The sequence below is a fragment of the Methanomassiliicoccales archaeon genome (genome assembly GCA_038850735.1).
Classification (GTDB): Archaea; Thermoplasmatota; Thermoplasmata; order Methanomassiliicoccales; family JACIVX01; genus JACIVX01.
Map to the genome: position 1 here is coordinate 134854 of JAWCLO010000001.1, position 24259 is coordinate 159112.

The 24259-nt window shown below is 43.6% G+C and carries 21 protein-coding genes; 11 read left to right on the top strand and 10 right to left on the bottom strand.

What is annotated here, in order from left to right; all coding sequences use genetic code 11:
• The first annotated feature begins 3 nt into the window (after window positions 1-3).
• From QW087_00635 to QW087_00645, 3 genes are all read left to right on the top strand, one after another.
• Complete coding sequence (locus QW087_00635) at window positions 4-1305, top strand: glutamate-5-semialdehyde dehydrogenase (GenBank protein MEM2943235.1); 1302 nt, start codon at window positions 4-6, stop codon at window positions 1303-1305.
• Window positions 1302-2399 carry a glutamate 5-kinase gene (gene proB / locus QW087_00640; protein ID MEM2943236.1) on the top strand — a complete coding sequence of 366 codons (1098 nt, stop codon included), beginning with the start codon at window positions 1302-1304 and terminating at the stop codon, window positions 2397-2399. Before QW087_00635 ends, proB begins: the two co-directional genes overlap by 4 nt.
• Before the next feature lie 239 nt (window positions 2400-2638).
• On the top strand, window positions 2639-3931 hold the full coding sequence (locus QW087_00645) for a hypothetical protein (GenBank protein ID MEM2943237.1): 1293 nt from the start codon (window positions 2639-2641) through the stop codon (window positions 3929-3931).
• Window positions 3932-4140: 209 nt separating this feature from the next.
• Here the strand turns inward: QW087_00645 and QW087_00650 are convergent, their stop codons facing one another.
• From QW087_00650 to QW087_00665, 4 genes are all read right to left on the bottom strand, one after another.
• Window positions 4141-4875 (bottom strand): ATP-binding cassette domain-containing protein, encoded by a 735-nt coding sequence (locus tag QW087_00650; protein MEM2943238.1) that lies wholly within the window; start codon window positions 4873-4875, stop codon window positions 4141-4143.
• Window positions 4872-5528, bottom strand: coding sequence for an ABC transporter permease (locus QW087_00655; GenBank protein ID MEM2943239.1), 657 nt, complete (start codon window positions 5526-5528; stop codon window positions 4872-4874). The genes QW087_00650 and QW087_00655 overlap by 4 nt, the downstream gene beginning before the upstream one ends.
• A complete protein-coding gene (locus tag QW087_00660) occupies window positions 5529-6515 on the bottom strand; it encodes a substrate-binding domain-containing protein (GenBank protein ID MEM2943240.1) in 987 nt (328 codons plus the stop codon).
• Between the two features lie 142 nt (window positions 6516-6657).
• Window positions 6658-7188 carry an inorganic diphosphatase gene (locus QW087_00665; GenBank protein MEM2943241.1) on the bottom strand — a complete coding sequence of 177 codons (531 nt, stop codon included), beginning with the start codon at window positions 7186-7188 and terminating at the stop codon, window positions 6658-6660.
• A gap of 298 nt (window positions 7189-7486) precedes the next feature.
• On the opposite strand from QW087_00665, the gene QW087_00670 reads away from it, so the two are divergent.
• Window positions 7487-8692 carry a cation:proton antiporter gene (locus tag QW087_00670; GenBank protein ID MEM2943242.1) on the top strand — a complete coding sequence of 402 codons (1206 nt, stop codon included), beginning with the start codon at window positions 7487-7489 and terminating at the stop codon, window positions 8690-8692.
• A 118-nt stretch (window positions 8693-8810) separates the two neighbouring features.
• On the opposite strand, the gene QW087_00675 is transcribed toward QW087_00670, so the two are convergent.
• Complete coding sequence (locus QW087_00675) at window positions 8811-9764, bottom strand: NAD(P)-dependent oxidoreductase (GenBank protein MEM2943243.1); 954 nt, start codon at window positions 9762-9764, stop codon at window positions 8811-8813.
• Between the two features lie 290 nt (window positions 9765-10054).
• Here QW087_00675 and QW087_00680 point away from each other — a divergent pair, with 290 nt between their 5' ends.
• From QW087_00680 to QW087_00700, 5 genes are all read left to right on the top strand, one after another.
• The gene (locus QW087_00680) at window positions 10055-10885 is read left to right on the top strand and encodes a polysaccharide deacetylase (protein ID MEM2943244.1); all 831 of its coding nucleotides are present in this window, start codon (window positions 10055-10057) and stop codon (window positions 10883-10885) included.
• Window positions 10886-11217: 332 nt separating this feature from the next.
• On the top strand, window positions 11218-12360 hold the full coding sequence (locus QW087_00685; protein MEM2943245.1) for a glycerol dehydrogenase: 1143 nt from the start codon (window positions 11218-11220) through the stop codon (window positions 12358-12360).
• A gap of 375 nt (window positions 12361-12735) precedes the next feature.
• Window positions 12736-14118, top strand: coding sequence for an FAD-binding oxidoreductase (locus tag QW087_00690; GenBank protein ID MEM2943246.1), 1383 nt, complete (start codon window positions 12736-12738; stop codon window positions 14116-14118).
• A gap of 3 nt (window positions 14119-14121) precedes the next feature.
• Window positions 14122-15243, top strand: a complete 1122-nt coding sequence (locus QW087_00695) for a (Fe-S)-binding protein (protein ID MEM2943247.1) — start codon at window positions 14122-14124, stop codon at window positions 15241-15243.
• 293 nt (window positions 15244-15536) lie between these two features.
• The gene (locus tag QW087_00700; protein ID MEM2943248.1) at window positions 15537-16679 is read left to right on the top strand and encodes a zinc-binding dehydrogenase; all 1143 of its coding nucleotides are present in this window, start codon (window positions 15537-15539) and stop codon (window positions 16677-16679) included.
• Between the two features lie 188 nt (window positions 16680-16867).
• On the opposite strand, the gene QW087_00705 is transcribed toward QW087_00700, so the two are convergent.
• Together QW087_00705 and QW087_00710 are read right to left on the bottom strand one after the other, a co-directional pair.
• Window positions 16868-17101 carry a hypothetical protein gene (locus QW087_00705; GenBank protein MEM2943249.1) on the bottom strand — a complete coding sequence of 78 codons (234 nt, stop codon included), beginning with the start codon at window positions 17099-17101 and terminating at the stop codon, window positions 16868-16870.
• Window positions 17102-17190: 89 nt separating this feature from the next.
• A complete protein-coding gene (locus QW087_00710; GenBank protein ID MEM2943250.1) occupies window positions 17191-18657 on the bottom strand; it encodes a 4-hydroxyphenylacetate 3-hydroxylase family protein in 1467 nt (488 codons plus the stop codon).
• Between the two features lie 207 nt (window positions 18658-18864).
• On the opposite strand from QW087_00710, the gene QW087_00715 reads away from it, so the two are divergent.
• Window positions 18865-19188 carry a cupin domain-containing protein gene (locus QW087_00715; protein ID MEM2943251.1) on the top strand — a complete coding sequence of 108 codons (324 nt, stop codon included), beginning with the start codon at window positions 18865-18867 and terminating at the stop codon, window positions 19186-19188.
• A 76-nt stretch (window positions 19189-19264) separates the two neighbouring features.
• Here QW087_00715 and QW087_00720 read toward each other — a convergent pair whose 3' ends face one another.
• The gene (locus tag QW087_00720) at window positions 19265-19429 is read right to left on the bottom strand and encodes a preprotein translocase subunit Sec61beta (GenBank protein ID MEM2943252.1); all 165 of its coding nucleotides are present in this window, start codon (window positions 19427-19429) and stop codon (window positions 19265-19267) included.
• 141 nt (window positions 19430-19570) lie between these two features.
• On the opposite strand from QW087_00720, the gene lysS reads away from it, so the two are divergent.
• Window positions 19571-21121, top strand: a complete 1551-nt coding sequence (gene lysS / locus QW087_00725; GenBank protein MEM2943253.1) for a lysine--tRNA ligase — start codon at window positions 19571-19573, stop codon at window positions 21119-21121.
• 57 nt (window positions 21122-21178) lie between these two features.
• Here the strand turns inward: lysS and QW087_00730 are convergent, their stop codons facing one another.
• Complete coding sequence (locus tag QW087_00730) at window positions 21179-22276, bottom strand: DNA topoisomerase IV subunit A (GenBank protein ID MEM2943254.1); 1098 nt, start codon at window positions 22274-22276, stop codon at window positions 21179-21181.
• Complete coding sequence (locus QW087_00735) at window positions 22266-24257, bottom strand: DNA topoisomerase VI subunit B (GenBank protein ID MEM2943255.1); 1992 nt, start codon at window positions 24255-24257, stop codon at window positions 22266-22268. Before QW087_00735 ends, QW087_00730 begins: the two co-directional genes overlap by 11 nt.
• Window positions 24258-24259 lie beyond the last annotated feature (2 nt).

Genomic DNA, 24259 nt, shown 5'->3' on the forward strand with positions numbered 1-24259 from the left:
ATCATGGACTACGGCATTGATCGAATAACGCAGGCCGCTCAAAAAGCAAAAAGCGCATTTCTTAAAATCCAAAGTCTACCGCATAGGATTCGAAATGATGCGCTCTTAAGAATCGCAGAAAGTCTCCAGGCAATGGAGGACGAAATTATAGCTGCCAATTCGATTGATTTGCAGCACGCAGAGAAATCGGGATTGCCGAAGGCCATGCTCAAGCGCCTTATATTTGACAGTCAAAAAATCAAAGAAGTGATAACCTCGCTTCGATCTCTGATGTCCCTCGAAGATCCGGTTGGAAAGGTCTTGATGAAGATGGAACTCGATGAAGGATTGATACTTGAAAAAGTTAGCTGCCCGATTGGCGTTATTTGTGTGATATTTGAATCAAGACCAGACGCCCTTGTTCAAATTTCATCGCTTTGTATCAAATCGGCGAACGCGGTGATTCTTAAAGGAGGAAGGGAGGCACAACATACAAACGAAGTTTTAGCGAGAATAATTGAAGAATCGCTTCTTTCCATTGACGCAAGGTTTGACGGTGCCGTTCAGTTGCTTTCAACGAGAGAAGAAATTGCGGAGATTCTCAAGATGGATGGGCTCATTGATTTAATCGTCCCAAGAGGATCGAACGAACTTGTCAGGACAATTATGAACTTGACCAAAATACCAGTTCTCGGTCATGCATCTGGCGTCTGTCATACATATGTGGACGAAGATGCAGATATCGGTATTGCGCTTAAGATCTGTTTCGACGCAAAAGTTCAGTACCCAGCCGTATGCAATGCGATGGAAACGCTTATTGTCCACGAAAAAATTGCGCCCATCTTCTTACCGAAGATCGCGCGGTTGTATGCAAGCGCAGGCGTGAAATTGAAAGGGGATGCGCAAACGAGAAACATCATTGAGGCGGATGAAATTAGGGATAATGATTGGTCGACAGAGTACGGGGATCTTGTTCTTAACATCAAAATCGTCTCTTCTATGGAAGAGGCGATCGACCATATAAATCGGTACGGCTCGCATCATACTGATGCAATAGTGTGTAAATCAAAGGAAAGAGCGACAAGATTTATGGAACTTGTTGATTCGTCGAGCGTGATGTGGAACTGTTCTACGAGATTTGCCGATGGTTACCGGTACGGGTTTGGTGCAGAGGTAGGAATCAGCACCAATAAGATCCATGCGAGAGGTCCGGTTGGACTTGAAGGATTGACGATTTACAAATATCGATTGATCGGAAATGGACATGTGGTTTCCGATTACGTTGGTGAAAATGCTAGGAAATTCGTGCATAGGCGATTGGTATGAGGCATCTAAATCCAAAAAGAATCGTTGTTAAGATAGGTACAAATACGATCTGCAAGGAAGACGGCACAGTTGATCAGGAATACATCGCTGATATTGCGAGGCAAATAGTTGAGTTGGAATCTAAGGGCATTCAATCGATTATCGTTACCTCAGGTGCAATTGGTTCTGGGTCAACTGAGCTTAAGCTCAACGGTAAAAATAAAGATCTCGCCATGAAACAGGCCTGCGCTGCGGTTGGCCAAGCTTTGTTGATGTTGGCATATCGTACTGCTTTTGCCAAATATTCAAAACCGGTTGGCCAGATCTTGCTAACCTATGGCGCCTTTTCTGATCGGAAAAGATATTTGAATCTGCGCAAGACAATCGATGAATTGTTCAAACTAGGTGTTGTTCCGATCGTGAACGAGAACGATGTTATCGCAACTGATGAAATCGACGAAATTTTCGGAGATAATGATAAACTTTCAGCGCTCGTCGCCACTCATATGGATGCGGACCTTTTGTTACTGTTGACTGATGTTGATGGTCTTTATGATCGCAATCCAACTGTGGATCCCGATGCAAGACTGCTGAGCGTGATCGATGAAATAACGAAGGATATTGAACGCATTGCAGGCGGTGGAAAGAACGAAAGATCTGTTGGGGGCATGCGCACGAAAATCACTGCAGCAAAGATCGCGATGCAGTCGGGATGCAATATGGTGATCGCAAACGGAAGACTTGAGGATGTCATCTTACGAGTGGTCGCTGGTGAGGAAATTGGGACGCTTTTCACTTCAACGCCAAAATATGCGATAAAAGAACGATGGATTCTCTTCGCATCTCCACGCGGAAAGCTCCTCGTTGATGAGGGAGCAGAAAAAGCGATCAGAGAAGGTAAAAGCCTGCTGTTATACGGAATACATAAAATTGAGGGTAACTTCAGAAAAGGCGACGTGGTGAGAATAGGCAATTTTGCAAAAGGAATTGTGACGTGCTCTTCAGAGGAGCTGAATACTTTTATTGCATCATTAAAGGATTCTGCATCGAAGAACAATGATAACATCAGAAAAAAAACTATCGTTGAAAATGAGAACATCGTCGTTCTTGAATGAATCTCAATAGGGATGCATACCCATTATGCAGGTTAGGATGATTATTACCATAACACAATTTGTTCTACTTTTCAATTTGCCGGAATAAGTATCGTCATTTTTCTGAAATGTATATTTCGCAAGAAATTGAATCAAAAGTGATGGAGAGGGGGCACCTCCATAATAAGAAGTTCGTCTCGCAATCTTGCCAGTACTTTTATTGAGAAAGGATTTAACATTTGACTGCAATCCCTCGATCGTTGTCTGAGGGTTCGCGAATCTCTGAAAGCTTCACTCGACCGATTATAATGATGTTTATAGCCACTATTGTTGCTGGTAGTTGCGATTACATATATCAGATTATCATGGGACGCCAGCTTGGACCAGCAGGTTATTCCGAACTTAATGCGATGCTATCGATTTTTTACATAATATCAGTTCCCACTCAAACAATTGCAGCGTTCGTCGTGAGACACGTTTCAAAATACAAAGCTCAAGACAATGACGAAGCGATAAGGTGGCTGGTTAGAAAAACCCTGTTAATTTCATTCTTTGTGGGACTCATAATTGCAGTAGGAATCTGTGCTACCGTTCCCACATTCACCCGTTTTGCATCGCTCAGTTCTAGCCTTCCCCTTTTCATACTAATGATTGGTACTGTTATCGTGTTGATGAGCCCTGCAGGATACGGGACAGTACAAGGTCTGCAAAAATTCCATTTGTCAGCTCTTTGCGCTATTTCGGGCCCCGTCGCCAAATTGTTTTTCGGTGTATTGCTCGTTTTCGCAGGTTTCAGTACCAACGGGGCATTTGGCGCCGCAATAATTGGTGTCTTTTTTACATTCGTTGTGGGGATAGTATTCATTAGAAACTTTCTTCGCCAAAAAGCGAGAAATGAAAACAAACCAGATCTTTCACACGCAGTATCCTATCTCGCAAAAGCGATTGTGGCGGTTGTGTGCTTTTCTATCTTGATCAATATAGATGTATTTATGGCGAGGCGCTACTTGGGCCCCTATGATGCTGGAGTTTACACTGTGGCATCTATTCTTAGCAAAGTCATCTGGTTCCTGCCAGGCGCTGTTTCCACTGTTATGTTCCCGAGAGTATCGGAATTCTACACAAGAAATAAAGAGACTGCTGGCGTGCTACGAAGAGCAATATTTTATACGCTATGCATCACGGGACTTGTTGCACTTGCTTATGTAGTTATACCAGATAGGATCATAGTAGTATTTTATGGAGATACGTACCTGGATGCGGCGCCGGCACTCTCAGTGCTAGGCATTGCAATGACTCTTTTCGGACTCTCAAGCCTGTTCATGAATTACAGTCTCGCAATTGAGAGCCGTGCTTACATCGCGATTTTCTGTTTCTTCACTGCTCTCGAGATTATTTTGATCATGACATTTCACACAACGATGATCAGCATCGCGTACGATCTTTTCATTGCAAGTGCAGGGATTCTGTCACTAAGTTGGCTTTATTTCGAAATCAAAACAAGAGAAATGCGAAGAAATAAGAATAAATTCCAAGAACCAAAGATCCGATAAGGCAATGATCACCAATATGACAATCTGTATCTGGAGGCACGATCTTATCACACCTTAGGTCATCTGGACATCTGCAGTTTGAAAAGTCACGAAAATTAACCAGACGCTTATCGCTGATCATGAATCAAGCAACTATTGAGGTTGAAAAAGCGGCCTGATGGGCAACTTTTCGTCGTGGAAATTAAGTAGAAAAAGTATGAAAGAGACTTCTAAAAAATCATTTCTCCACTGACAAATGCCCGGGTCCGCTCGTCGATAGGGTTTGTAAAAATCCTTGATGTTTCACCTTCCTCAACGATCTTGCCCTCCATCATTAGAGCAGTTCTGTTGCACAGCCTCTTTGCCTGGAAAGGATTGTGAGTGATGATGATAGCAGCTCTCTCGCCTTCCGATATGAAGTCTCTTACAGCATTTTCCAGAATCGATATGTTAACTGGATCTAAATTGGCAGTAAACTCATCGAGCAACAACAATGTGGGATCAACAATTACGGACCTTGCAAAGCACATCCTTTGCATTTCTCCTCCCGAGAGGGATCGAGCGTTCCTATCTCGACTTTCGGTAAGATAAAGCTTCTTTAGGTAATACTCTACCTTTTGCTCTATAATCTCACGAGGTACTTCTCTTAATTCTAAACCATAGGCAATATTGTTGAAGACACTCCTATTCATAGCAACAGGCTTCTGTGATACGAAAGCCATCTTCCTTCTTATAAGATAAGATAAAGGACTGAAATGCGAGATTTCTTGGCCCTCGAAGAGAATTCTTCCACTTGTAGGAGGCTCTAGCAAATTTATCAATCTGAAAAGTGTTGATTTTCCAGATCCGCTTGGTCCTATGATTCCCAAAACATCTCCCACTTTCACGGAGAGATCTACTTCGTCGACAACTGTGCGATTTCCGTATCGTTTTGACAACTTCTCAGTTCTGAGAAGCTCCTTCACAGCATCTCACGCTCCTGGATCCATCTCATAAGCAGAAAAACACCACAAGCAACGATCATCAATACAACTCCAAGCCCCACCGCATACTCGAAATGCCCCATCCTTGTTTCAAGCATGATGGCAGTTGTCAGGATTCTAGTCTTGCCCTCAATATTTCCTCCAACCATATATGCAGCACCGACCTCGGCAATCGCCCGGCCGAAGCCGATCATCACCGCTGTTACAACACCTACCCAAGCTTCTCTGATGATGGTAAAGGTCGCTTGTCGATTGCTTGCTCCCAACGATAGAATCGTATTCTTGATACTTTTATCTACCTCAGAAATTGAGGAGATTGTCACTCCTGCCACCAGCGGAGCAACAAGCAGGGTTTGTGCTAGTATCATTGCAGTTGGTGTGAACAATATGCCGAATGATCCTAAAGGACCTCCTCTTGAAAACAAGTAATAGATAAATAACCCTGATATTACAGGAGGAAAACCATACATTGTGTAAGTAATTGTCTTGAGCAACCCTTTTCCACCGAATTCTTTAAGCCCTATAAGTGCTCCCAGCGGCACACCAATGACTGAGCCGAGTACTGTTGCGCTTCCCGAAACGTATAGAGAGAGTAATGTTACTTGTAAGACATCATAAGACACTACGTCTGTCATTCAATTCCCCCATAGAATAATCTGGTCATGACCCAAGTGACTTTTCCATGAGGCTGCACATTGTTCCGATGCTTGCATCTTGAGGTAATAATAGTCTTTAATTAACGATAAAGAGTGAATATCGTTCACAACATTTGCATTTGGAACAAAGAGCTTGTGACCGTAATTATCTGTGAAGTTTCCGATCATTTGCTGAATCTCAGGCGATGTAATCCAATCTGCAAATTGCACCGCGAGTTCATGACGAACGTGGGGCCACTTCGTGTGGTTAACGAGAATTATACTATATTGATTGAATAAGATAGCGTCGCCGCTGTACAAAATCATGAGATTTGGAATCATACCAGTTTCTCGTCTCGTGTAGAATGTAGCTTCGTCGGATAAGGTGTACCCCAATTTTTCTTGAGTGATGTCAAGAACCGCACCCATTCCTTGCCCTGTCTTCAAATACCATCGATCCGAGAAAGCGGAGCTATCTAATCCTATCAATGACCAAATTTCTAATTCCTTAACATGGGTTCCAGAGCCGTCCCCTCTTGAAATGAAATAAATTCGTCCCAAAGTTCCATTTTCATAAATCCTCCGAAACGCATCAGTGGCATTTTCTGCCTCATGTATCCCCGCGGGATCACTTGAAGGACCAACAATAACAAATCTATTGTAACATACTGGTCTTCGATATTCTCCGTATCCCTTTTCTATGAAATCCAACTCGGCCTCTGGCGAATGCACTAGCAACACATCAACGTCTCCACTTTTTCCAAAGTTTATAGCCTGGCCGCTTCCTGCAGCGATGACGTCTACGGTGCAGTCGAACCGTTTTTCAAAGTCCGGGAGGATGTAGGACAAAAGACCGGTATCATAGACGCTTGTAGTAGTCCCGAGAGACAACCTATTGTTTGATTGCGATAATAATGGCAGGCCGATGAGAATGGGAATAGTGATCAAAATTATGATTGTCCCTATTGCAATCAGCCTCCCCTTCAAGTAAAGCCCCTCCGATATGCTTGATCGGACTTAACGCTCGCTTTTTATATAAGTTTTGCGAAGTGACCGGCTCTTCGAGCAAGATCCAGACGCACTTATCAAGTATGAGATTTGCTAGCGCAACAATTAATCTTAGAAGGCGCTATCTAAAATTCTTCCTGAACATCTCGAGACTTCTGCTGATTGCCTCTAGTGCAATTTCCTTCCGCTCCCATCCGATAACCTTAGTCCCCTTTCCTTCTTCTAATCGCTTGTATGTGAGAAAGAACTCGGCTATTTCGTTAAGGTAGTGAAGCGGAAGATCCTCCAACTGCTGATACTCCTTATATCGTGGATCTCCCAAAGCAACCGTCAGAACTTTATCGTCTTGTCCTTTTTCATCTATCATCTTAAGCAATCCAATCGGTCTTGCCTCGATCACACAACCGGGAAATGTCGGCTCGCTGATCATGACCATCGCGTCTAATGGGTCACCATCCTCGTAATAGGTTCTCGGAATGATACCATATGCCACCGGAAAAACTACGCTGGAATGCAATACTCTATCAAGAAGAATGCAATCATATTCTTTTGAGATTTCGTACTTATTCTTACTCCCCTGAGGCGTTTCAACAACAACATTTATGATCCTCGGGGGATCTCTTCCAGACGGTACCAATTTCCATAGAGACAAGAATAAAACCTCCCAGCTTTGCTGTTCAATTCCTTATCTGCCAATGGATGAACATTATTAAAAATGTATCATCTTACGCGAATCTATTATTGATCAATAAATGAGTTCAAAATGCAAATATGATTGGTATTAAACTGGAACTGCAATACCGCATGCGCTTCGACTTTGGTCCCAAAGTATCAAAAACAGGACATCTAGTGAGATAAGGCAATTAAGAGGCAGTCTTCTCAATAAAAATCTTATATAGATTTTGATCATACGCAACCGCTTCAGAGTCACATGGTAGAAGGTTGCGACTTTGATCGAATTCATCCTACTGCAATTGTTCGTACTCGTACTAATGGCGAGGGTTTTCGCCCAAATTTTCGAAGCGGTGAAAATACCACCGCTAGTAGGTGAAATTCTAGCTGGAATTGTCATTGGAAATACCTTCCTCTATGATTCTTTGCATTTAGAGACAGATATCGAAGTCTTTCGTGTGCTTTCTGAACTCGGTGTAATCTTTTTGCTTTTCACGATCGGTCTTGAGACGCCTTTTTCTGAGCTGAAAAAGGTTGGGCGCACCTCAACCCTTGTCGCATTATTCGGTGTCTTAGTTCCGTTCGCTGCTGGTTATTCTGTTATCATGCTTCTTGGTCATCCTGATGTTGAGGCACTTTTCATCGGAGCGGCAATGGTGGCTACGAGCGTAGGAATCACCGCCCGGGTTATCAGAGATATGGGGTTGACCCAAACCACCGAGTCTAGAGTGATCATAGGCGCAGCGGTCATAGATGATATTCTTGGTATGATTGTCCTTGCAATAGTCAGCGGAATTGCTGTTGGTGGCACACTCAATATTATTGATACAATAATTGTTGCGGCCCTTGCCGTCTTTTTCGTTCTTGCTGTAATTTTCATAGGAACCGGGGTTATTCCCAAGGCCAGTAGAAAGGTAAAACTTCAAACAAAGAAAAAGCAAAGAAGACTGCTGCGAGTGGGATCAAGTCCACTTGCCCTTGCGATCATCATATGCTTCGGGCTTTCAGCTCTGGCATCATACGTAGGATTAGCGGCGATCATTGGGGCATTCCTCGCTGGGATGGTATTCGCAGAATTCAGAGACAGCATGCCTGTTGCGGAAAAGTTCGAACCGATCAACGAATTTCTCGTGCCCTTCTTTTTCTTGTACATAGGAATATCTGTTGACATAGGCGCCTTTGGCCAAGTTGCCATACTATCCCTTATCATAACTTTACTCGCGATAGTCACTAAATTCATAGGCTGCGGGTTGGGGGCATACAAACTAGGAATGAAGTCCGCAACTGTCATTGGCGTCGGAATGTCGCCGAGAGGAGAAGTAGGATTAATAGTGGCTTCAGTAGGTCTTGGCATCGGATCGATCTCATCTGGCATGTTCTCAGTGGTAGTTGCCATGTCTCTCCTTACCACACTCATCGCCCCGTTCCTTCTAACCTATACTTTCAGGCGAATGCATCTCAATGGAAAAAGAGACATCAAATAATAGAAAAAAAACGCAAGAACAACACCCTGTACCTATTTCGAACAATCAGATAGGTCAATGTCAAAATGCAACACCAAGTAATGTCTGGAGGTGATGTGTTTGGTCAACTTATAATAGATTACACATATTCAAGTGGAATTCTGTTTATGACATTTCCAGATTTGTATGCATTTATTGTTTCTATTGTGGTAGCGACAATCCTATCTAAAACTTCCTTCGTGTAAAAAGCAGAATGAGGTGTGACAACGAGATTCGGCGCATTAAGTAATACCTCCCGTTCCACATGGTCTTCATCTTCCAACACATCTATCCCTGCGCCCCAGAGGTGACCGTCTTCAAGGGCTTCTTTTAGTGCCTTGCTGTCGACCACAGCGCCACGTGACGTGTTGATCAGTATACTCCCCTTTTTCATTCTCATAATCTTTTCTTTGTCAATCAAGTGATACGTCTTAGGAGTAAGCGGAATATGTAGTGTAACAAAATCGCTTTTGGAAAGCAGCTCTTCCAGGGGAAGATACGGGAACCCATATTTCGCTTGAAGAGGTTTGTTCTCGATAACATCGTACGCTACAATTCTCATACCGAATCCAGCGGCAATACCTATCACGGCTGCTCCAATTTTTCCAGTACCGACTACGCCAAGAGTTTTTCCCCTAAGTTCTATTCCCAGGAAGGGTTCAAAATTAAAGACTCTTTTTTCCTTCACATACGAATCTGCAAAAGGAATTTTTCTTGCAACGGAGAGGAGAAGAGCAAATACGTGCTCAGCAATGACGTGAGACCCATAATCTGGAACATGACATACAGCAATGCCTCTATCGAGTGCATACTTGGAAGCAATGTGATCAAACCCCACACTCCTAGTTACAATGAGTTGGAGGTTTGGAAGTGCGTCTAGGACTCTCTCTGTTACTTTCGTATAAATGAACACCGATAGAACTTCGGCATCTCTTGCGAAATCTTGTAACTCCTCTTCCGTCAAAGCTCTTTCGAAAATGGTGAGCTCATCATCGGGAAAGGCCGATCGAATATCTGTTACATGGCTTTTCAATTCTGTAAATACCATTCTCATGGCGAATCCCAAAATCCAATAGGCGACGAAGAATGAGATAAAGATATCCATTTCAAGGCAAAAATGTCGCCGGAATTTGATATCTCACAAAGCACGACTATCAGCTTTTGCGCATGACGAAAAATATATCGGCATGTAATCCAGCGGTAGAATTTGTCTGAACAAACAGAATTTCGGAGAATATATATTACTCCTTTATTTTTTCTACGATATCAAAACTTAGAATACCTCGGATGAACCTTTCGGAAAATAATATAGGTCATAAGGTATTCCCTGCATGCGGTGACATCATGTGGAAGAATGATGCAAAATGTGCTGTCTGCTTGACATTCGACTGCGACAGTGACATTTCATGGAAGAATATTATGCGAAGAACGGGAGCTGTAAAGGAGGGTGAACCTTTCAGTCCTGTTGTCTTATCTCAGGGACAATACGAAGTCAATGTTGCCATTCCAAGGATACTTAGATTTCTTGACAAACATGAACTCAAGGGATGTTTCTTTGTTCCTGGTTTGCTGGCTGAGGAGCGACCAGATATTGTAAAGGAAATCAAGAAGAAGAACCATGAAATCGGACATCATGGTTACATGCATCTAAATCCATCTAGACTAAACCCTGAGCAGGAGCTGAAGGAGTTGGAATTGGGAATGAGGGCCATAGAGGGCGTGATTGGTGAACGACCGAGAGGCTACAGAGCTCCTGCTTTCGATCTCTCACCAAAAACATTGGAATTCTTATGCGATTATGGATTTGTTTACGAGAGCAGTATGATGGCCTGGGATACACCATACATCCATCATGTAAAAGGTAAGAAGCTCGTCGAAATTCCATTCAATTGGTTGACTATTGACTGGACGTTTTTTGCATTTAATTTCTTTCCACCACTTGAATACCAAAATGGAATATCGAGCCAGGAAGACGTTCTGGAAATCTGGACTGAGGAGTTCGAGGGACTCTACGACGAAGGCGGACTGCTGACTATTGTAATGCATCCCCAAGCAATAGGACGTCCTTCAAGAATGAGAATGCTTGAGAGATTAATTAATCACATAAAAAAGAAGAGCAAAGCTTGGATTGCAAAACCTATAGATATTGCGGAGTACTGGTTGGAAGAGCACTAATGAATTTTTATTCCGACACCAGATTTCGAACCTTGCAATCTCAACGATTCAATCATCCTAAAATAGCGAGTGCTAAGCGATCACATTTTCCGAAGACTCACGAATAATGTTATAAGACTAGATCATCCAATAGCGCCATATCCAGTATTGAAATCCATTCGTTCTCAAATGGATAAAGTTTGATGATCTTCTAAATATTCGGGAAGTCCGAAAGTTACTAATATTCTATTTTTCTTATATACATGCGAGGAAAGTTGTCAGCCCCAACAGATACATTTTAGGGCTGGATGAAGACTTTCCACAATGAAAAACAGGGGGAGAAAAAGTTGCCGATGTTGAAAACCCGAGTTAAAGTAATGGCCGCTCCAAACCGATATATCATCGGTCCCGGAGCAGTTAAGGAACTTGGTAGGCGCAAGATATTGCTGGGAAAAAGAGCATTCGTCCTTGGTGGTACCCGTTCGATCGAAAGCGTGGAAAAGGAGATGAAGGAGGACTTCCAGGAGCACGGTCTCGAAATCGTGCACGTGGAAAAGGGCGTCCGCTACTGCACAGCAAAGGAGATAAACAGGCTTGCTGAGATGGCAAGAGCCAAGGACGCTGACTTCGTAGTTGGTGTCGGTGGCGGTTCGATCATGGATCTTGCAAAAGCTGTCGCAAGCAAGGAGTACGGTATCGGCAAGCCTATTGCATTGATCAATACCATTCCATCAACGGATGCTCCGTGCAGTGCCCTGTCCGTGCAGTACGATGAGAAACATGTAGTTGAAAAGGTGTTGTTCTACTATAGAAGCCCCGATCTCGTCATAGTACCAACAGATAAGACTGTCCAAGCGCCAGCGAAATGGTTGGTTGCTGGGATGGGTGACGCTTTGGCTACAAGGTTTGAAGCCGAAGCTTGCGCTGAATCGAGATCAGGTAACGCACTCATTGATGGTGGGTTGCCTCCATTTACTGCAACACGGCTTGCACAACTCTGCTACGAGACATTGATCAACTACGGATACCAGGCGAAACTCGCCAATGAGGCAAAGGCTGTTACAGAAGCATATGAAAATGTAGCGCAGGCAAACACGCTATTGAGTGGACTTGGATTTGAGAGCGGTGGTCTTGGTGCAGCGCACGCGATTCATGACGGTTTGACTGCAGCACCTGGAAGAATGAAGGCACCAAAACCAGAGCACGGTGACCTCGTGGCTATTGGTACAATAGCACAGTTGATCATGGAAAACAGGCCAAAGGCATTGATCGAAGAAGTCATAAACTTCTGCCTCACAGTTGGCCTGCCTGTGACACTTGAAGAGATTGGTGCAACATTTGATGATCTGCCGCACTGCATGGCAATTACAACCAACCCGAACCATCCGTATGCTCACAATGAGCCGTTCCCGATGACGCCTGAGAGATGCATCGATGCGCTCAAGGCGGTTGACGCTCTTGGCAGGGCATACCGCGACAAGTTCATGCGCAGATAAATAAACTCAAACCATTTTTTATATTTATTTTTATTATTGTATTTCTGGTAAGTTTCGTATTCATATTTGGTGTCGAGTTTTTTAAGAAATCACGGAAAAATCAAACAGAAAGAAAATTGAGAAAGTGCATTATTTGTCCATTTCCATTCGAATCAATCAATTCGATAATATAGCATATATGATGTTATTGCGCATCCTCATAATCCTCAAATTGAGGTTCCATAGTAGTTTACTTTAGCCATTTTTCAGTTCTTTCGAAAACCTGCGGCGCAAATTCGCTGCGCGATGATATTACAAGCGCGTCTCGATTCGAAGGGGGAAACATGATATATATCTCCATCAATCCGTGCTCCGCCTTACTCGGAGAGTGCGCAATTGGACGGAAAAATAATTGAGGAGCTTGTAGCGGTCGTTGGTAAGGAAAATGCTTCAACGAATCCTGTTGATCTGATATGCTACTCTGTCGATTGTTATGCTATAAAAGAAAGAAAGATGCCAGATATCGTTGTTAGACCTGTTTCCATTGCGGAGATACAGGAAATTATGAAGATAGCAGATCGCTATGTGATACCCATCGTCCCGAGAGGTGGCGGTTCGTGCTTGACTGGAGGATGCGTGCCGACTAGAGGAGGCATTGTTGTAGACCTGCAGAGAATGAACAAAATTCTTGAGGTAAGAAAAGAAGATCTCTCGGCAACGGTGGAAGCTGGTGTTGTTTATTCACAACTTAACGCCTACTTAAAAAAATATGGTCTTTTTTTCCCCCCAGATCCAGCAAGCGGAGAAATATGCACAATTGGCGGGATGGTTGCCGCAAACGCTTCGGGCATGAGGGCTGTTAAATATGGAGTCACTGCAGATTATATAATAGGAATGAAGGTCGTCTTACCAGATGGTAGGTTATTGAAGATCGGTGGCTCCGCAAGAAAGACCGCATCGGGATACGATCTCATCCACTTGTTCAACAGATCTGAGGGTACTTTAGGTATAATTGCAGAAGTAACGTTGAAACTCCGGCCCCTACCGAATTTTGTGATGAGTGCAGTAGCAGAGTTTGATGATCCTGAAGACGCAGGACGCGTTGTTGCTCGAACTATTGCATCGGGAGTGATTCCTGCTGCTATCGAAATTCTTGATTCAATTGCACTTGACGTCATGCGCGAAGAAGCACATCTTCCCCTTCCAAAAGTTGGGGCCATGCTTTTCCTCGAATTCCATGGCGACGATAAAGCTGAAGTCACGAAGACCTTCAATCGCTTTAGGAAAATTGCACTGGAAGAGCGATGCAAGGAGATAAAAATAGCAACAGATCCAGAAGAAATGGAGAAGCTATGGGCGGCAAGAAAACGCTTGTTCGCCACGTTGACGCGACTTAAGCCATCGCCAATTGCAACTGATATTGTGGTTCCCTTATCACAGATACCTGTTGCAATTAAGAAGATAAGAGAAATTTCGGAGAAATATGACATCAAAATCACGACTTATGGACACGCAGGCGACGGCAATGTCCACTCATTGTTGCTTGCAGATTTGAGAGTTCCAGGCGAGTCCGAAAGAGCTCATAAAGCGCACGATGAGATCAACAGAATGGCTCTTGCCCTTGGTGGAACGATTACTGGAGAACATGGTATAGGTCTTGAGAAGAAGTCCCTCATTGCAGAAGAACATAGCGATGTTGGTGTAGAAATCATGAGACGAATAAAAAAGGCGATCGATCCCAAAGGGATCATGAATCCAGACAAGATTTTCGAGGTGTAAGAGATGGTTGACGCTTCAAATCTGGAGAAATACAGAGATGCGCTGGAATACTGCATCCGATGCGGATTTTGCAAGGCAAATTGTCCTTCGTTCGGAGAAATTGGGTGGGATTCTGCAACTGCTAGAGGAAGGATGACTTTCATTAAAGCGGTACTCGATGGGGACATTGAGATCAGTGAAGAGGCAGCAAAACGCCTCTTCACGTGTACTACCTGTGGCGATTGTGAAAAGCGTTGCCCACCAGGGGTTAAAACAGGAGAGATAATTGAAGCAGCCAGAGAAGAATTCGCAAAGCGTGGATTCGTGCCAGAAAAGCACAAAAAGCTCCTTGAAAGGATGCGTGCTGAGCATAATCCATATGGGGAAAAAAATGCTGAGAAGAACAAGTTTAGGAAGTCCAGTGAGAACGCAGATACCCTTTATTTCATGGGTTGCACCGCGGCGTTCAGAAGCCCTGATACTGTCATAGCCACAATGGATATATTGGATGCGGCACAAATCGACTACAGAGTACTTGGAGAAGATGAATGGTGCTGCGGGTCTGTGCTCAGAAGGACTGGGTTTATCGAAGAAGCTGAAAAGCTAAAGGAACACAATATCAAGATGTTCAAAGAACATGGCGTGAAAACCATCGTTACGTCTTGTGCTGGCTGCTACAGGACATTGAAGAAAGAGTACCATATGGACGGAATCGAAGTTTTGCACATTACTGAGTTTGTGGATAGATTGTTAGCAGAAGGAAGGTTGAAGGTTAAGAAGAGCCGAGAAACGATCACTTACCACGATCCCTGCCATTTGGGAAAACACATGGGCGTGTATGAAGCGCCCAGGAGAGTCCTAAGAAGAATGGCAACCCTCATTGAAATGGAGCACAGTGGAGAAAACTCCCTCTGCTGCGGTGCCGGCGGCGGGGTAAAAGCTGCATTCGGAGAAGTGGCAAAGGGCATCGGGGCAAAGCGAATGAAGGAAGCAGAAGACACTGGGGCAAAGCTGGTTGTCACACCATGCCCCTTCTGTAAAACTAATCTCAGTGATGCATCATGCAATTTGCCCGTTGTAGATTTTGCCGTGTACGTCGCTTCAAAGATCGTAAAGAAAGAAAAGAAGAAAACGGAATGTAATTAAGAAAACCAAGGTCAAATCCTTCAACTGCGAATTGCCATTGAAACAAGTTGGATATTCTAAGTTTGAATCAAAATTACGAGTGGCTGCGATTCCATTTCCAAGGATGCGCTCCTTTTTGTACACATTATCATTTTTTGTATATCTCAATGTGGAAAACCATCATACCAGTACATTTCATTCAGTCAATATCGTACCAATACTTCGTATATTGAAGTGCAAATGATGAGTCATATGGCCTAGATTTCGAAACATTGATAAGTGCCGAATCAAATTAGGTAATCAGGGGGTAAAATATGGTAAAAGCCATGGTTTTAACAAAGGCGGGAGGCCCCGAGAATCTTAAAATGATGGACTTCCCAGTTCCTAAAGCAGCACCAGGTGATATCGTTGCAGATGTGAAACTCTGTGGAGTCTGCGGAACAGACACCCACATTATCTACGGAAGACTACCTGTACCACTGCCACACATACTTGGACATGAGTGGTTCGGAACAGTTCGCCAACTCGGTAAAGGCGTAAAAGTCGATTACACGGGGAAACCGCTTGAGGAGGGGGACTACATCGCTACATGCCTTGCAAAGTGCGGCGAGTGCTGGTTCTGCCACAACACGCCAGGTCGTGAGAGCCTGTGCATGAACATGGATGTTGTAGGGATCAGTACGCATACGGCGAACGATCCACCACACTTGTGGGGTGGATTTGCCGAGATGGTTTACATCCCGAAGCATATGCCAGTTTTCAAATTCCCACCAGGTTTGACCGAGAAGGAAATGGTACTCGTAGAACCAATGGCTGTGGCAACAAGGACATTCAAGAGAGCGCAGGCAGGTGGAACGGATTGCGCCCACGCTGGCGAAGGCGTCGATCCATCGCAAACAGTCGTGATCCAGGGTCTTGGCCCAATCGGTCAATGTCACACTGTCGTCAACAACGTGTATGGAATGACAAACATTATTGGTATTGACATTGTACCAAGCAGACTGGAGCAGGCAAAGAAGATGGGTGCGACCGAAGTCATCAACATGAAAGAATACGCAACAACCGAAGATCGTGTAGAAAGGATCATGGAACTGACCAACGGCATCGGTGCAGATGTCGTAATTGAGGCGACTGGTGTCCCGGCAGCATTTTCTGAAGCTTTAAAACTCGTAAGACGCGGAGGGACTGTCGTCGAGATGGGTCATTTCACAAACACTGGTGAGACCTCGGTAAACCCACATGTAGATTTCTGCAACAAGGAAGTAAATGTATTCGGAAGCTGGGGATACTCAAGATTTGAATACAGGACTGCGATGGCCGTAATGTCCAAGGCTAAGAAGATGGGAATTCCATTTGGAGAGATTTGTGCAGAAATAGCTCCGCTCGAAGACCTGCCGAACCAGGTCATAAGACAGGAGAAGAAACTCTCACCTGGAAAGATTGCGGTGAGACCTTAAAGAATTTTTGGCAGTGGACTCACGTCCACTGCTATCCGAATTTTTCAGTCAATTCTAAGGCAGATTCCTTGAGATCATGCTGTAAATTATATTATAGTTCGATAAAAAAATTAAAAAGACACAATCGCTGAACTATAATAAAGGGAATAAAGTGCGAAATTCTCCGGAAGCGAAGAGAATCCTCGCTATTAGAATTTGAGTGCCTTCTTTACTTCTTCGTATCTTGCTTTCTGCTCATCGGTGATGTTAGAGTCGCTTTCGATCTTAGAAGATATCTTTCCCCACAGCCACTCCTTATGATTTACTGGAACCCTGCTCCATTTCTTTACAACAATATCAATCGGAACTTCTGCCTTCATGATGAATGCAAGTGTCTTTCTTTCTGCTTCATCTTCAAGATGCATAGACATAAAAGCGCACATGGTGGCAGGAATTGAGAAAACCACATATAAGGGTTTCGGGAAAGAATATGGTGACGTGCCGCTTCTCAGGCACGTACTTATGAGGAAAATTAGTTTCCTCTAATTTTCTTCAAAACCTCGTCATCTTTAATTCCGCATAGGGTCTTGGCATATTCTGCCTTCGCCACAAGATCCCCTTGCCTCAAGATCATGATTCTTTGAGCTTGCGGCGATCCAGCTCCATGCATCGATTCAATGAGTGCTGTTCCAGTGGAAATGTTTTCAATCAATCTTATCAGTCTTGCTCTATGCTCCGTTGGCACACCATCTCTTCCCTTGAGATATTTCTCCAAATAAGGCTTGGTTATGGGATTATTGAAATCTTTTTGACTGGGGAGAGTCGCAACTATTCCCCCTGCGAGATCCTGCGCAATTCGACCGATTTCGTACATAAAACGAGTTACATTCTGCTTAGTGATATTTGCGAGAAGCGGATCTACCATATATGCTCCCGACTTTGTCGCAAACCCTTCGCTGGAACATGCAATTGATCCACTATAAAGAGTTTCAGTGAGGTGGATCATTTCTGTGAGCTTCTCGCGTACATGGGATGCTTGCTGAATGCCGTGAATATCTGCTAGGGCAGCACTCGCTCCTATGATTACATCGCTAACCCCTGCTTTGCAACCACCGTAATTCTGTCTATGATATGATGCAAATCGCTCAACAAGCGTCCCAGAGAACTCGAATTCACCGGCCATAAAGACCCTCTCGTTAGGAATGAATACATCATCGAAAACGACAAGTGCTTCTCCACCTACGATACCATATGAAATATTCCCTCGATCGAGCGTTTTCTCGTATTTTCTTGTATCGTTCGTCTGCCTGCCCAATATGTGAATGACGCCTTTCTCATCTGTTGGAACAGCAAATGACACAGCATAATCTGCGTCGTCAGCAGTCATATTGAGCGTTGGCATTACAAGCATCATATGAGAATTCACTGAGCCAGTTTGATGAGCTTTGGCACCTCTCACGATGATTCCATCGTCTCTTTTCTCGACGATGTGCATGAACATATCAGCATCTGCTTGCTGCGACGGGCGTATTCCCCTATTTCCTTTAACATCCGTCATTGCTCCTCCTATCATCAGATCGTCTTCCTGCACCCTCAGAATGAATTTCTTCAGCCTCTGGAAGTACTCAGTTCCTAGTTTCTGATCCATTTCATAAGTTGTCGTGTACAAGGCATTCATTGCATCAAGGCCAACGCATCTTTGAAAACAAGATCCAGTCTTACGACCGAGCAATCTCAACATCTTCACTTTTTTGACAAGATCCTCTGTGCTTTGATGGATATGAGTAAATCGATTGATCGTCTTTCCAGTTAGGTGTGATTTCGCTGTCATCAATTCTGCATACTGGGGATCGTGTGCCAGCTCGTAGGTCATTGCAACGGCATTGGCATGTTCCCAAGTAAAAGGATGATCAGCCACATTCTCGATTCTTTCGCCGAAAACGTACGCTTCCGTCTTCATCTTTCTGAGACTGTCAAGGTACTGCTTTCCATTCATCATAATAATCAACCCGATTAGTTCTTACACTGCTCTAGCAATTTATTTATGTTTCCAAAAAATGATTTTTTTCACATCGAAATCGATAATTTCTGCAATTTCAGAAAGATCATTCAAATCACGCCACTGCAAATAACAGATTTCATTCAATTGAGCAATAATTACGAATACTTGAAACATATTGGTCGGATAAATTTCAAAGGTGAGAATATGATAATCAGATCTTCAGCCACGAAGAGCGTAAATGTATCCGAAAAAATATTAAGAAGGGTCGTAGCGTCCGGCAAGAAATGCCAGATTGTGGAATTTGTCTTGAAGAAGGGTGCTGTGATACCGCCGCATAAACACATTCATGAACAAATTGGATTCGTACAGAAGGGGAAGATAAGGATCACAATTGGCGGGGTATCAAATATTCTGAATCAGGGAGATGCTTATCAAATCGAGCCGGATCTTGAACATGAAGTCGAGGTTCTTGAGGACTCGATAGCCATTGATGTATTTTCTCCACCCCGGGAAGATTTCATGGCTTAGCGCGCTATCAAATCAGCTACTTTGCGATCATTATTAGATTTTGCATAAGGTCCTTCGAAAACTCTAGACTCGAAACTCATGTCGGAAACAAACGTCCCAAAAGCTCTACAATGACAATAAGTGCAACCGCCATTCCAATAACAAACCAAGGATTAATCTTTATGGCCTTTTCATCTTCTGATTCAAAGTATCTGATGAGACCCGCCGCCGATTGAAACCCATCACTTTTTTTCTTAGGCATTACGGACTTTGATTTGGAATTGTCATATTTATAAGTTGTTGCACAACTGCTTACTGCTAGGTTCAATGCCTTCTTGCCTAAATACGACCGGAATATCCATAGGTTTATAACTACGACTCAAGATTCTGCCAATCCGGTAGTATGCATTGGGCCGATGTTATTGCATCCTCGTTGGCGACCTCGTCTCGTGAACATCTCATCTCGACTGGGATAAGCCCTTCGGGCTTTATTCATGTCGGTAGTTTGAGAGAAGCTATCACGGCGAGCGCAATTCGAAAAGCTCTTATGACTTTGGGCAGACATGCGAGGCTTATATATCTAGTTGACTCGTTTGATCCCTTGCGCAAGAAATATCCGTTTTTGCCAGACGATTTTGAAGTTGAAGTTGGGAAACCCCTTAGCCATATTAGATGCCCCTGTGGTGAGCATAAGAGCTACGCCCATCATTTTATCCAGCCATTCCTTGACGCACTTGAATTACTTGGAATTAAACCTGAGATCTTCTGGACTCATGAGCTATATGCAAATGGATCATTTGCAGAATCTATTGATAATGTCATTAATTCTAGAGAGAAGATTATTGAGATCCTTAAGGAAGTGACGAAAAGGGATGTTTCGGAAGATTACTATCCATACAATCCTCGTTGCAATGCATGCGGAAAATTCGCTGATGTCGAGATAATCCGATATGAAAAGCCGTACGTTTTCTACAAATGCCCGTGTGGCAATGAGGGGAAGGCAGATATCCGGAAAGACGACGGAAAGATGCCCTGGAGAATTGAGTGGGTGGCAAAGTGGAAGATTTTCGGTGTGACATGCGAACCATTCGGGAAAGATCATGCAGCTGCTGGTGGCTCATATGATACAGGGATCAGATTTGCCCGTGAGGTTTTCAACATCGAACCTCCCTATCCAGTTCCATATGAATTTGTTCAGCTAAAGGGAAAAGGGCAGCTGCATAAATCCACAGGGGCTGTAATCACCGGAATCGATGCACTCAGAATCACACCAGCGCCTGTTTTGAGCTTCACGATGCTCAGATATAATCCTGATCGCCATATTGATTACGATTCAGGACTCGGAATTCTTGACATGGTTGACGAATACGATAGGATAGAGAGGTTATACTATGAGGGGGGCGCAGAAGAGAAAGAATTGGATCTCCTGCGAGCATATGAACTCGCACAGCCAAAATTTATCCGCAAGAAAAAGCCTCTTCAGGTTCCATACAGGCACTTGGTGAATGTCGTTCAGATTGCTGATTCCTTTGATGCGATAATTGAGATTTTAAAACGCACAGAGCATGTTTCTGATATCTCGCAGATGGATGCTGAGATGTTGTGGGAAAGAGTACAATGCGTGAGGTATTGGTTAGAACATTTTGCACCTGAAGAGATTAAATTCTCACTACTGAATGAAACACCGCAATTAGAGATTAGCAACTCCGAAATCTCGTTCCTCACATGCTTGGCAACTGCTCTCAAAGGCATAAATTGGGAAGCTGATGCCATCCACAATGCTATTTACGGATGCATAAAGACAAGCGGGTTAACCGCAAATGCTACTTTTCAATTATTATACCAAATATTCATCGGAAGAAAATCAGGCCCGCGCCTTGGATATTTCCTATCAACTTTGGACAAGACATTTGTCCTATCCAGAATCGAGGATCTTTTGAGGAAATCATCTTAGAGTTTAATGGGCCTGTTTTTATTTTATAGCTCCTGAAACCAGCCTAAAAAGATAGATTCAGATTAATCCAAGTTCCGTCAATTTCTCAGGCAGATAAGTCTCCGTAACATAATCCAGGCCATACTTTGCCAGCGCCTGTTGTTCTGCCTTCTTTCCGATCTTGAGCATCGTCTCGATCTCACTTCTCCAGAATTCGTCGTTAAACCGCGGATCGTTAAGTTCTGCGTTCAAGGCCCTAATATCCATATCAGTCAATTTATCCGTTGGCAATTCGTACCGTATTATGTCGGTTGCAGTAATCCCAATAAATTCCGCGGTTGGCGTAGCCAAGTACTCCGAGATATGCGCGGTCTTTATTGCCCCGTATGCAACAGAAGCAAATATCCTGAACGACCAAGGATCGCCATCGGTAAAGACCGCAACCGGAAGTCCCATCTCCGAATTCAATCGCTTGATAAAACGCCTCGTACTTCTTGCTGGCTGGCCTTTGAGATGAACAAGGATTGCGTCAAATTTTTCATCAAATCGATTTTCCACGAGTCGATCGAACATACCACCTGTTTCAATGGCAATAACGAACTTCGCACTCGTTTCGAGCAACTCGATCTTTTCCTTTTCTACATTATAGGGAATCGTATAGCCAGAATCTCCGACGTCGTCTCTACAGTTTATGCGCTTCGTCCTTCCTTTTCGATCCACTTCCGTTATCGTAAGGTCTCCTAGAATGCTTGCACCATTCTCCTCGGGTCTGAGCTTGAAATCTTCTCTAAGACATTTTGTAACTATTTCGAGATCTTCCGCCAGGAAATTTGATTCATCTTGGGAGGAAAATTTTGCTTTTCCCCAACCTTCGGATATATAATACATCTCTCTGAGCGTTGAAGATTTATTTTGTGCAATCATATCTTCAATAAATTCAAGTAAAAACATTGTTCGAAGGAGCATTTGCGCTCCTTTTGTTTTTTTTGCAGATCTTGCACCCATTGCATTCCCGTATTTCCAGACCGCTAGCTTATGATCGAATTTTATATTTCCTTTGGTCCTGAGAGGAATCAACATCTTCGGGATTTTGCCTTGGGATATCTGGTCATATATAGAATTTGCAATTTCATAAAGCTTGTCAAGTGCCTGGTCATGCCTTTGGTCATTCGTCATTCAAGACCTCTCCTTCCTCATCGTAATCTATCTCTTCTTCCTCCTGCTCGATTTCAGATTCTTTTTGTGCCTCGATTTCTTCGATTTTCAAAATCTCAAGATCCCAGTCACCTGGTAGAGGATCTGCTCCAATGACAAATGCCGGATCAATTCCACTCGTGTAAACTTCGTTTTCATCGTACGAATCAGCTTCAAGCCCCTCGAGAACAAATCTTATGGTGTACTGCTCGGTAGATAAAATTCGATCAATTTTCCAGGTTATCTTCCCATTATCTCTGATTTCAAGAGGCTCAGGCGAAATGCTCTTTTTGTTAAGAGCTATGGAAGGTACTGCAATGTGCAGGAAGAAGCTCTGGGCTCTTGGCGTATAATTGTAAATATCGATCTTTACTCGATGTGTTCCGTTTTCGAAAGTCACGGAATCATCTATCCAGACGACATTCATGATCTTTGTTATTGTGCCTTTTAATGGTGGTACTTCCTTTCCAACAATCTTTGCACATTTCTCTGCGATTAATGGTAGAATTTCCTGAACAATCTCAAACTTAGCTCGAGTCTTTCCCTTTATTTCTCTTTTATTGAGATGCGTTCTCAGTTTCCTGGCACATGCCTTAAGTGCAAGTTGAATTTCATCGTAGAATTCTGGAATATTAGCTATTGCCTCTTTAGCTTCAGAGGTAAATGGTATTTTCGTTGATGCTACATGCACCAGTATGATCGCAGGACCGTATGGAATGCCCTCACCGCCCCTTTGTTCAAAACCGTACCGTCGCCAGTCCATCGTCTCTATGGCCTTTGTGATTACACACGCTCCTTGTTGATAAAGGAGGGGGACTCTATTTGCGAATCTCAATATGGTAACCGGCTGATCAACGGGTAGATTTCCCCCATACACGATGCCAGCTTCCACGACGAAAGGATTACCGGAATAGACTTTTGGTTGCCTCGTCACTGGTGGCGCATAGAATTCTGGTTTATACTCGTCCAGCACATTTCTTAACCCTTTGCGGATAAGAGTTTCGCCGATTGGAGAGAGACAATCTGTAGGTGGCGGCTGAACGCGAGTTGATGACATGGCAACTAGCAGTTGCTTGAATTCTTCGAGGTTCAACTCACGTGGATCCATTTCAGGATTGAGCGATGCGTTCTCACAAATTTCCCTCGCTGCTCGTTCGCTGATCCTATTAAATTCGTTTTTAAGAAAATTAATTAGCTTCTCTTCGCGCGTCATTTTGGCCATGTTAATAAGAGTGCCCAGTTCAATGCCGGTGGGATGCGGCCGGATCTCTCGGGTTGGTGAAGGAAGTTTATCGGTCGCCCTTGACATGACATATTTCTTACCATCGGGATCTGTGAATGTTATAGCAGCGTGAGGATTGACTATTGCTGTTTGCTTTAGGTACTCAAGAACTGACTGCTTTCCTGTTACGTATCGACCGGTCAAAAAAACTTCAATTTTTGTTCCATGCTCCTTTCCTTCCCAAATAACAAATTGTTTATCGATGATATCTGGCTCGTTCTTTCTAGTATTTATCTTGATTTCGACCCTCACCGCCGGTTCGTCCTTTTGTGTCTTTGAGGTAATTACTGCAGGTCTCCCAGTGGTGATCTGTCCATAAAGCACAACTGCAGATATTCCTATTCCTTGCTGCCCACGAGCCTGTCTAAGAGAGTGAAATCTTGAGCCATAAAGCAATTTACCAAAAATATTAGGCAGAACTCTTGGCGCGATTCCGGGTCCGTTGTCCTCAACAGTAACCTTGAATTCGTTCTGGCCGTTCTTTTCAATCGTAACAACAATATCGGGAAGAATTCCTGCTTCCTCGCATGCATCAAGGGAATTATCAACTGCTTCCTTCACTGCCATAAGGAGCGATTTTGTAGGAGAATCAAATCCTAATATCTGGCGATTTCTCTCGAAGAATTCTGAAACAGAAATTTCTCTCTGCTTTTTGGCCAATTGATCAGCAATCGTTACCATAT

Bases quoted from the DNA above. Each gene is read 5' to 3' on its own strand.
- QW087_00695 (MEM2943247.1), top strand. From the start codon at position 14,122: ATGGTTGACGCTTCAAATCTGGAGAAATACAGAGATGCGCTGGAATAC.
- QW087_00680 (MEM2943244.1), top strand. From the start codon at position 10,055: ATGTGGAAGAATGATGCAAAATGTGCTGTCTGCTTGACATTCGACTGC.
- QW087_00635 (MEM2943235.1), top strand. From the start codon at position 4: ATGGACTACGGCATTGATCGAATAACGCAGGCCGCTCAAAAAGCAAAA.
- QW087_00675 (MEM2943243.1), bottom strand. From the start codon at position 9,764: ATGAGAATGGTATTTACAGAATTGAAAAGCCATGTAACAGATATTCGA.
- QW087_00710 (MEM2943250.1), bottom strand. From the start codon at position 18,657: ATGATGAATGGAAAGCAGTACCTTGACAGTCTCAGAAAGATGAAGACG.
- QW087_00700 (MEM2943248.1), top strand. From the start codon at position 15,537: ATGGTAAAAGCCATGGTTTTAACAAAGGCGGGAGGCCCCGAGAATCTT.
- QW087_00715 (MEM2943251.1), top strand. From the start codon at position 18,865: ATGATAATCAGATCTTCAGCCACGAAGAGCGTAAATGTATCCGAAAAA.
- lysS (MEM2943253.1), top strand. From the start codon at position 19,571: ATGCATTGGGCCGATGTTATTGCATCCTCGTTGGCGACCTCGTCTCGT.
- QW087_00705 (MEM2943249.1), bottom strand. From the start codon at position 17,101: ATGTGCGCTTTTATGTCTATGCATCTTGAAGATGAAGCAGAAAGAAAG.
- QW087_00735 (MEM2943255.1), bottom strand. From the start codon at position 24,257: ATGGTAACGATTGCTGATCAATTGGCCAAAAAGCAGAGAGAAATTTCT.
- QW087_00720 (MEM2943252.1), bottom strand. From the start codon at position 19,429: ATGCCTAAGAAAAAAAGTGATGGGTTTCAATCGGCGGCGGGTCTCATC.
- proB (MEM2943236.1), top strand. From the start codon at position 1,302: ATGAGGCATCTAAATCCAAAAAGAATCGTTGTTAAGATAGGTACAAAT.
- QW087_00655 (MEM2943239.1), bottom strand. From the start codon at position 5,528: ATGACAGACGTAGTGTCTTATGATGTCTTACAAGTAACATTACTCTCT.
- QW087_00685 (MEM2943245.1), top strand. From the start codon at position 11,218: ATGTTGAAAACCCGAGTTAAAGTAATGGCCGCTCCAAACCGATATATC.
- QW087_00730 (MEM2943254.1), bottom strand. From the start codon at position 22,276: ATGACGAATGACCAAAGGCATGACCAGGCACTTGACAAGCTTTATGAA.